This is a genomic window from Rhizobacter sp. (assembly GCF_046595475.1).
GTDB lineage: Bacteria > Pseudomonadota > Gammaproteobacteria > Burkholderiales > Burkholderiaceae_C > Rhizobacter.
Genome location: NZ_JBKJOQ010000067.1, coordinates 66,329 through 75,061, shown reverse-complemented (window position 1 = coordinate 75,061; position 8,733 = coordinate 66,329). Strand labels below are relative to the sequence as shown.

Sequence of the window (8,733 nt, the reverse complement as noted above, 5' to 3'; positions counted from 1 at the left end):
GCTTCGGTCCAGATGGTGGCCACGTCGCGGTCCATGCCCGGCAGGCGCAGGTGCTCCACCTCGGTCATCGCTTCGAGCTTCTCGGTGTTGATGACCGCGCTGTTCCACGTCAGCGGGATCGCGCCGCCCGTGTAGCCGGTGCCGCCACCGCGCGGGATGATGGTCAGGCCGAGCTCGATGCAGTGCTTCACCAGCGCGGCCATCTCGGCCTCGGTGTCGGGCGTGAGCACAACGAAGGGGTATTCGACGCGCCAGTCGGTGGCGTCGGTCACGTGCGAGACACGGCTCAGGCCGTCGAACTTGATGTTGTCTTTGGCGGTGTGGCGGCCCAGCACCTTGGTCGTGCGACGGCGCAGCTCGGCCACGCGCTCGAACTGGTCGGAAAACGCCTTCACCGCCGCGCTGGCCGATTCCAGCAGCTCACCGACGAAAGCATCGCGTGGGCCGTCGCGGGTGCCGTCGTTGGTAGTTTGGCCCGCCGGCGTGCGACGCGCCTGCACCTCGCCCAGGCGGTGGTGCAAGGCCTCGATCAGCAGCTTGCGCCGGCGCGGGTTGTCGAGCAGGTCGTCTTGCAGGTATGGGTTGCGCTGCACCACCCAGATGTCGCCCAGCACCTCGTACAGCATGCGCGCCGAGCGGCCAGTCTGGCGCTCTTCGCGCAAGCGGTTGAGCAGCTCCCAGGCGCGAGCGCCCAGCAAGCGGATCACGATCTCGCGGTCGGAGAAAGAGGTGTAGTTGTACGGAATTTCGCGCAGTCGGGGCGCGTTGTGCGCGGCATCGGGCGCGGTGATCTGGCTGAGTGAAATCGGTGCGTTCATGGGCTCCAGGCGACGCGCGCGCCTGCTACTGCACTTGGGCACGAATGGTACCGCAGCCCTCCCGGGCGTCAGCCGGCACGAGTGGGTCATCCCCAGCCCAGCCCCGCCTAAAACCCAGCGGGGTTATCCCCGTTGTTGCAAAGACGCATAAGCGACATAAACACGCCTGTCACAAGCTCGACGCAAACTGCCTGGTTGGTCACAAGCCTCAGGTTCAACTCACGGAGTCGTCAATGAACAAAAGAACTTTCTCTCTCGCCGCCCCCTTGCTCGCTCTCGCATTTGCGGCACCCGCACATGCGCAGGTCGAGACCCAGTGGTGGCACTCGATGGGTGGCCAGCTGGGCGAATGGGTCAACGACCTCGCCAAGGGCTTTAACGAAAGCCAGAAAGACTACAAGGTCGTGCCCACCTTCAAGGGCAGCTACCCCGAGTCGATGACGGCCGCGATCGCGGCCTTCCGCGCCGGCAATGCACCTGACGTGCTGCAGGTGTTCGAAGTGGGCACTGCCACCATGATGGCCAGCAAGGGCGCCATCGTACCGGTGGGCCAGGTGATGAAAGACTCGGGCCTCAAGTTCGACCCGAGCGCCTACGTGCCGGCCGTGGCGGGCTACTACACGGCCCCCAACGGCCAGATGTTGAGCCTTCCGTTCAACAGCTCGACCACGGTTTTCTACTACAACAAAGACGCCTTCACGGCCGCGGGTCTCGACCCGTCCAAGCCGCCCGCCACCTGGCCTGAAGTGGTACTGGCCGCGGCCAAGCTGAAGGCGAGCGGCCATGCCTGCCCGTTCACCACCAGCTGGCAGAGCTGGACGCAGCTTGAGAGCTTCTCGGCCTGGCACAACACCTTGTTTGCCACCAAGAACAACGGCTTCGGTGGCACCGACGCGCGGCTGGTCGTCAACACGCCCCTGCACCTGCGCCACATCGAGAACCTGGCCAACATGGCCAAGCAGGGCCTGTTCGTCTACAAGGGCCGCAACAACGTGCCCGACGCCACCTTCCCCTCGGGCGAATGCGCCATGTTCACCGGCTCGTCGGGCCTGTACGGCAATGCCAAGAAAAACGCCAAGTTCGCCTTCGGCATCAGCCCTCTGCCCTACTACCCTGATGTGCCAGGTGCACCGCAAAACACGGTGATCGGCGGCGCGAGCCTGTGGGTGTTGTCGGGCAAGAAGCCGCCCACCTACAAGGGCGTGGCGGCGTTCTTCAACTACCTGTCCAGCCCCGAGGTGCAGTCGGCCAGCCACAAGCGCACGGGCTACCTGCCCATCACCACGGCGGCGTATCTGCTCACCGAGAAGTCGGGCTTCTACAAAGAGAACCCCGGCACCGACGTGGCTGTCACGCAAATGATCCGCAAGACCACCGACAAGTCGCGCGGCATTCGCCTGGGCAATTTCGTGCAGATCCGCACCATCATCGACGAAGAGCTGGAGCAGGTGTGGGGTGGCAAGAAAACGGCCAAGCAAGCGCTGGACGCGGTTGTGGAGCGTGGCAACGAGCAGCTGGAAAAATTCCAAAAAGCCAACAAGACCTGAGCCGCTGTGGCTGCTGAAAAGCGCGTCGTCTTTCGCTCGGCCTGGCTACCTTGGGCGCTGCTCGGGCCCCAGGTGCTGGTGATCGGCGTGTTCTTCTTCTGGCCCGCGGCCCAGGCGCTGCTGCAGTCTCTGCAGCAGCAAGACGCCTTCGGCCTCAGCACCGAGTGGGTCGGGTTCGACAACTTCAAGAACCTGTTTACCGATGCGAGTTACCTTGAGTCGTTCAAGACCACGGCCATTTTCTCGATCTCGGTGGCCGTGCTGGGCATTACACTGTCACTGGTGCTGGCGGTGTTCGCCGACAGGGTGATCAGGGGCGCGCTGGCCTACAAGACCTTGCTGATTTGGCCGTATGCGGTGGCGCCAGCGGTGGCGGGCGTGCTGTGGCTCTTCATGTTCGCGCCCAGCATTGGCATCGTTTCGTATGCGCTGCGCAAGGCCGGTGTCGACTGGAACCACCTGCTCAATGGCAATCAAGCCATGCTGCTGGTGGTGATGGCTGCAGTGTGGAAGCAAATCTCTTACAACTTCCTCTTCTTCTTGGCAGGCCTGCAGTCGATTCCCAAATCGCTGATCGAAGCGGCGGCGATTGACGGCGCCGGGCCATGGCGCCGCTTCTGGAGCATCGTGTTCCCGCTGCTGTCACCCACCACCTTCTTCCTGCTGGTGATCAACATCGTCTACGCCTTCTTCGACACCTTCGGCATCATCGATGCGGCCACCGAAGGCGGCCCCGGCAAAGACACCTCCACGCTGGTCTACAAGGTCTACTACGACGGCTTCAAGGCGCTGGATCTGGGCGGCTCGGCTGCGCAGTCGGTGATTCTCATGCTCATCGTCGTAGTGCTCACCGTCGTCCAGTTCAAATTCGTCGAAAAGAAAGTGAACTACTGATGGTCGAGCGACGCCCCTTACTCGCGTTGATGTCGCACGCCGTCTTGCTGCTCGGCGTGCTGATCGTCGCCTTCCCGGTTTACGTCACTTTCGTGGCATCAACCCACACCGCTGAAGAGATCGTGCAAACGCCCATGCCGATGTGGCTGGGCGACCAGTTCTGGCACAACTACGTGGCCGCCTTCACCGGGGCCGAAAAGGGCCCGGGGTCGGGAGCGCCGGTGGGCCGCATGCTGTGGGTGAGCTTGGTGTCGGCACTCGTCATCTCCACCGGCAAGATCGCGATCTCGCTGCTGTCGGCGTTCGCGATCGTGTACTTTCGCTTCCCGTTTCGCATGTTCTTCTTCTGGGCGGTATTTCTCACGCTCATGCTGCCGGTCGAAGTGCGCATCTTTCCCACCTACAAGGTGGTGTCCGATCTCGGCATGCTCAACAGCTACGCCGGGCTCACCATTCCGTTGATCGCGTCTGCCACGGCCACTTTCTTGTTCCGCCAGTTCTTCATGACGGTGCCCGATGAGCTGGTGGAAGCCGCGCGCATGGACGGCGCCGGCCCCATGCGCTTCTTCAAGGACGTGCTGGTGCCGCTCTCCAGCACCAGCATCGCCGCGCTCTTTGTCATCCAGTTCATCTACGGCTGGAACCAGTACCTGTGGCCCCTCTTGGTGACCACCGACGAGAACATGTACCCGGTGGTGATCGGCATCAAACGCATGATCAGCGGCGGCGACTCCGCGCAGCAGTGGAACCTGGTGATGGCCACCGCGATGCTCGCCATGATCCCGCCCGCGTTGGTGGTGATGCTGATGCAAAAGTGGTTCGTCAAAGGCCTGGTCGACACCGAAAAGTAGAGCCCTCAAAAGAAGCAAAACATGGCAGCCATTTCACTTCGCAATGTCGTCAAGCGCTACGGCGTAGGCCCAAAGGCCAACCCCGTGATCCACGGCGTCAGCGCCGAGATCGCCGATGGCGAGTTCATCGTCATCGTCGGCCCCTCGGGCTGCGGCAAAAGCACGCTCTTGCGCATGGTCGCGGGCCTGGAAGAAATCTCGGGCGGCGAGATCGCCATCGGCGGCCGTGTGGTCAACGACGTAGAACCCAGCGAGCGCGACATCGCCATGGTGTTCCAGAACTACGCGCTCTACCCGCACATGACGGTGTTCGACAACATGGCCTACGGCCTGAAGATCGCCAAGGTGCCGGTGGCCGAAATCAAGGCTCGCGTCGACAAGGCCGCGGGCATCTTGCAGCTGGCGCCTTACCTCGCCCGCAAGCCGCGCGAGCTGTCGGGCGGCCAGCGACAGCGCGTGGCCATGGGGCGCGCCATCGTGCGCCAGCCGCAGGTGTTTTTGTTCGACGAACCGCTGTCTAACCTCGACGCCAAGCTGCGCGCGCAAACGCGTATCGAGATTCGAAAGCTGCACGCCGACCTGGGCGTAACCTCGCTCTTCGTCACCCACGACCAGGTCGAGGCCATGACGCTGGCCCAACGCATGATGGTGATGAACGCCGGTCGCATGGAGCAGTTCGGCACACCCGACGAGGTGTACGCGCGCCCGGCCACCACCTTCGTTGCGAGCTTCATCGGCTCGCCGCCCATGAACCTGCTGGCCGGCCGCGCCGAAGGCTCAGCCTTCACGCTCGATGGCCAGACGGTGCCGTTGCCCGCCCCCGCGCCGCGCAACGGCGAGTTGATGCTGGGCCTGCGGCCCGAGCACGTGGTGGCAGGCAACGCAGGTGGCTGGCCGCTCAAGGTCGAGCTGGTCGAGATGCTGGGCGCTGAGCGGCTGGTGCACGGGCAACTCGGCAGCCACGCCTTCACCCTGCGCGTGGACGGCATGCTGCCGCCACCGGCCGCTGGCAGCACCGTCCAGCTGCAACTCTCGGCGCAGCACTTGCACTGGTTCGACGTGGCCACCGGAGCGCGCGTGGAGGCAGCATGATGCGGGTCGCCGCGCCGGGCCGCCCCAAGCAAGGCCCGACCCTCTCGGAGGGTCGATTGCCGTACTCGGCCATCGGGGAGTCGTCATGAGCTGGTGTTACCCGCTCTGGATCGCACACCGCGGTGCCGGCAAGCTGGCGCCTGAGAACACGCTGGCGGCGTTTCGCCTCGGCGCGAGCCACGGCTACCGCGCCTTCGAGTGCGACGTGAAGCTCAGTGCCGATGGCGTGCCCTTCTTGCTGCACGACGCCACCCTGCAGCGCACCACACCCGAAGCAGGCCCTGCCGCAGAGAGAAGCTGGAGCGAGCTGTCGCGCCTCGATGCCGGTGGCTGGCACAGCCGCGCGTTTGCGGGCGAGCCCCTGCCCAGTCTGGACGCCGTGGCACGCTACTGCCTGCGCAACGGCTACGCGCTCAACATCGAGGTCAAGCCCACCCCGGGCCATAACGAAGAGACCGGGCGCGTCGTCGCGCAGCATGCCGCGTCGCTGTGGGCTGATGAGCCCCTGAAGCCGCTGCTCAGCTCTTTCCAGGCTGACGCTCTTGCCGCTGCCCGCATTGCCGAGCCCTCACTGCCACGTGCCTTGCTGCTCGACAGCTTGCGAGACGGCTGGCTGGCCGAAGCGCAAGACCTGGGCTGTGTGGCCGTCGTCGCCAACTTCCGCGTGCTCGACGCCGCTGTGATTGCACAGGCCCACGCGGCCGGCCTGCGTGTGGCGAGCTACACCGTCAACGAGCCCGCTGACGCGCAACGCCTGCTCGATGCGGGCATTGACGGGCTGATCACCGACGCAGTCGATCGCTTTTCGCCAGGCCCTAGGTCGCATCCATGATGGTGGTGGTGGGCCGAACCGAGGCCTCACCTCCCAACCATTCGTCGGCGTCCTCTGCTTTTGGCAATGCCTTCACACCGCGAATGGCCGGGTGATACCAAGCCAGCAAGGCCAGCAACAAGGCCGAGCCGCCCGAGAAACCCAGCGCCGCGCGCAGGCCAAGGTGCTCACCCAGCCAACCACCCAGCAATGCGCCAGGCCCCGCGGCCAACAGCGTGAGCCAGCGCATGGCGCTCGTCATGCGGCCCAGCAACGGCTCGGGCGTCACCGCTTGGCGCATGGCGAGGAAGTTGATGAAGACGAGCACCGCACCGGCGCTGAACAGCAGCAGCATCACGGCAAAAGCCGCGACACCCCAAGCATTGGCTGGTGCCAGTGCCAGCAGCAACCAACCCGACCCGCAGATCGCGAAGCCGATCACCAGGCAAGGCCCCGGCCCCACGTGGCGGCTGATGCGGTTGCCCAGCACGCTCGCCACGATGGTGCCCGCACCCATGCCCATGTAGCTCAGGCCCACTTGCTGCTCATTCAGGCCCAGCGTGCGCGTAGCAAACAAGATCTGCACCACGACCGCTGCGTGGTGGCACATCTGCCAGGCCCCCACCACCACGGCGAGCGCCACCAGCAGCGGCGTGCCCAACACAAAGCGCAAACCGGTGCGCAGGTCGTGCCAGAAATGGCCGCTTCGGCGCGAGCGGCGATCTTCGTTGACATCAATTCCACGCAAGATCGCGGCCGACACCACCAGCAGCACGGCATCCACCACCAGGGCGAGCGGCGCGCCCACCACCTTGATCAGCGCACCCGCAAAGCCTGGGCCGGCCACTTCAGCGCCTGAGGTTGCAAGCGCGTTCTTCGCATGGGCTTCAACCAACCGATCACGCGCCACCACCTGAGTCAGCACGATCTGCGCGGCCGAGCCGGCCACGGTGTAGACCGTGCCGATCACAAAGCCCACCACGTAGAGCCAGGTCATCGACAGCCAGCCCATCCACCAGGCAAACGGCACGCTCGCGACGATCACCCCCAACAGGCACTCGCCGACCACGTAGACCGGTAGCTTGCGCACGCGATCCAGCCACACGCCGGCCGGCAGCGAAAAGAGCACAAAGGGCGCGATCTCCATTGCCGTGAGCAAGCCCATCTGCGTGGGCGTGGCGTGCAGCAGCACGGCCGCGGTAAGCGGCAACGCGAGCATCGTCACTTGCCCGCCGAAAGAGCTGACGAGGATGGAGATCCACAGGCGCCGGTAGACGGCGTCACGCAGCAAATCGTTGGGAGGCAAGGCGAGCCGCTGCGCAAGGGTTTGATGCCACGCGCTGAGCCGATTCGACATGTTTCGTCTCTTCTTTCGTACGCCAGCGGAACCGGCTTTGCAGCGCCGTCAGGTGGCGGCCCTTGGGGGCAGGAGCGCACAGCGACTGGGGGGCTAACTCCTGTAGTCGGCGTTGATCTTCACGTAGTCGACGCTGAAGTCGCATGTCCACACCGTCGCTAGCGCCGTGCCGCGGCGCAAGTCGATGCGCACGGTGATCTCGCTTTGCTTCATCACGCGTGCGCCATCAGCCTCTTGGTAGCTGGCCTTGCGGCCGCCGTCGGTGACCACGTGTACGTCGTCGAGAAACATCTCGATAAGCGTTTGATCGAGGTCGGCGATGCCGGCATAGCCCACAGCGGCGAGGATGCGGCCGAGGTTGGGGTCGCTTGCAAAGAACGCCGTCTTGACCAAAGGCGAGTGAGCGATGGCATAGGCCACCTGCTTGCACTCGGCCACGGTCTTGCCACCATCCACCTGCACGGTGATGAACTTGGTGGCGCCTTCGCCGTCGCGCACGATGGCCTGGGCCAGCTGGGTCGCCACGTCGATCACGGCCTGACGCAGCGCGGCGCCATCGCCGGTATCGAGCTGGGTGATGGGCGCGTGGCCCGCCAAACCGGTGGCCACGACCACGAAGGAGTCGTTGGTCGAGGTGTCGCCGTCGATGGTGATGCGGTTGAACGAGAGGTCTGCCGCTTCGGTGGTCAGCGCCTGCATGAGCTGCGGGGCGACCACGGCATCGGTGGCCAGAAAGCTCAGCATCGTCGCCATGTTGGGGCGGATCATCCCGGCACCCTTGCTGATGCCGGTGATGGTGACCGTCTTGCCGCCAATCTTGATCTGCTTGGACGCCGCCTTGGGCACGGTGTCGGTGGTCATGATGGCCTCGGCCGCGGCGCCCCAGTTGGCTTCTTTCAAATCAGCAATCGCGGCGGGCAGGCCGGCCGCAATGCGGTCTGTGGGCAGCGGCTCCATGATCACGCCGGTGGAAAACGGCAGCACCTGCTCAGGTGAAAGGTTCAACTGCTGGGCCAAGGACACGCAGGTGGAAAACGCCCGCATCAGGCCGTCTTCTCCGGTGCCCGCATTGGCGTTGCCGGTGTTGATGACCAGCGCACGCGGCCCGATGTTGGCGGCCAGGTGCTTGCGGCACAGCTGCACCGGCGCGGCGCAAAAGCGGTTGGCGGTGAAGACGCCCGCCACCTGCGAGCCTTCGACCAGGGTGATCACCGTCAGGTCACGGCGATTGGCCTTGCGCACACCGGCCATGGTGATGCCGAGCTTGACCCCGGGAACAGGGAAGAGCGCTTCGTGGCGCAGGGGGGGTAGGTTCACTGGCATGAAGGCGCGCCTCGTTGCTGGGGAGGCCGATTGTAGATTT

General features: G+C 64.8%; 8 protein-coding genes. 5 read left to right on the top strand and 3 right to left on the bottom strand.

The window, feature by feature from the left end; translation table 11 throughout:
* Positions 1-818, bottom strand: an 818-nt coding sequence (locus AC30QB_RS12380) for a DUF3683 domain-containing protein (protein ID WP_489546525.1), incomplete at its 3' end; no start/stop codon positions are given.
* A 233-nt stretch (positions 819-1,051) separates the two neighbouring features.
* Here AC30QB_RS12380 and ugpB point away from each other — a divergent pair.
* The 5 genes from ugpB (at position 1,052) to ugpQ (ending at position 6,034) form a co-directional block, all read left to right on the top strand.
* Positions 1,052-2,365 (top strand): sn-glycerol-3-phosphate ABC transporter substrate-binding protein UgpB, encoded by a 1,314-nt coding sequence (ugpB, locus tag AC30QB_RS12375; RefSeq protein WP_489546524.1) that lies wholly within the window; start codon positions 1,052-1,054, stop codon positions 2,363-2,365.
* A gap of 6 nt (positions 2,366-2,371) precedes the next feature.
* Positions 2,372-3,259 carry a sn-glycerol-3-phosphate ABC transporter permease UgpA gene (gene ugpA, locus AC30QB_RS12370; protein WP_489546523.1) on the top strand — a complete coding sequence of 296 codons (888 nt, stop codon included), beginning with the start codon at positions 2,372-2,374 and terminating at the stop codon, positions 3,257-3,259.
* Positions 3,259-4,110, top strand: coding sequence for a sn-glycerol-3-phosphate ABC transporter permease UgpE (gene ugpE, locus AC30QB_RS12365; RefSeq protein WP_489546522.1), 852 nt, complete (start codon positions 3,259-3,261; stop codon positions 4,108-4,110). The genes ugpA and ugpE overlap by 1 nt, the downstream gene beginning before the upstream one ends.
* Before the next feature lie 21 nt (positions 4,111-4,131).
* The gene (locus tag AC30QB_RS12360) at positions 4,132-5,202 is read left to right on the top strand and encodes a sn-glycerol-3-phosphate import ATP-binding protein UgpC (protein WP_489546521.1); all 1,071 of its coding nucleotides are present in this window, start codon (positions 4,132-4,134) and stop codon (positions 5,200-5,202) included.
* 85 nt (positions 5,203-5,287) lie between these two features.
* Positions 5,288-6,034 (top strand): glycerophosphodiester phosphodiesterase, encoded by a 747-nt coding sequence (ugpQ, locus tag AC30QB_RS12355; protein WP_489546520.1) that lies wholly within the window; start codon positions 5,288-5,290, stop codon positions 6,032-6,034.
* Here ugpQ and AC30QB_RS12350 read toward each other — a convergent pair.
* Both AC30QB_RS12350 and argJ read right to left on the bottom strand, forming a co-directional pair.
* Entirely contained in the window at positions 6,018-7,370 is a 1,353-nt protein-coding gene (locus AC30QB_RS12350; RefSeq protein WP_489546519.1) for an MFS transporter, read from the bottom strand. The genes ugpQ and AC30QB_RS12350 overlap by 17 nt on opposite strands.
* Before the next feature lie 93 nt (positions 7,371-7,463).
* Positions 7,464-8,693, bottom strand: coding sequence for a bifunctional glutamate N-acetyltransferase/amino-acid acetyltransferase ArgJ (argJ, locus tag AC30QB_RS12345; RefSeq protein WP_489546518.1), 1,230 nt, complete (start codon positions 8,691-8,693; stop codon positions 7,464-7,466).
* Positions 8,694-8,733 lie beyond the last annotated feature (40 nt).

Excerpts from the sequence above, each read along its gene's own strand:
- ugpQ (WP_489546520.1), top strand. The coding sequence starts at position 5,288 with ATGAGCTGGTGTTACCCGCTCTGGATCGCACACCGCGGTGCCGGCAAG.
- ugpB (WP_489546524.1), top strand. The coding sequence starts at position 1,052 with ATGAACAAAAGAACTTTCTCTCTCGCCGCCCCCTTGCTCGCTCTCGCA.
- ugpE (WP_489546522.1), top strand. The coding sequence starts at position 3,259 with ATGGTCGAGCGACGCCCCTTACTCGCGTTGATGTCGCACGCCGTCTTG.
- AC30QB_RS12360 (WP_489546521.1), top strand. The coding sequence starts at position 4,132 with ATGGCAGCCATTTCACTTCGCAATGTCGTCAAGCGCTACGGCGTAGGC.
- argJ (WP_489546518.1), bottom strand. The coding sequence starts at position 8,693 with ATGCCAGTGAACCTACCCCCCCTGCGCCACGAAGCGCTCTTCCCTGTT.
- AC30QB_RS12350 (WP_489546519.1), bottom strand. The coding sequence starts at position 7,370 with ATGTCGAATCGGCTCAGCGCGTGGCATCAAACCCTTGCGCAGCGGCTC.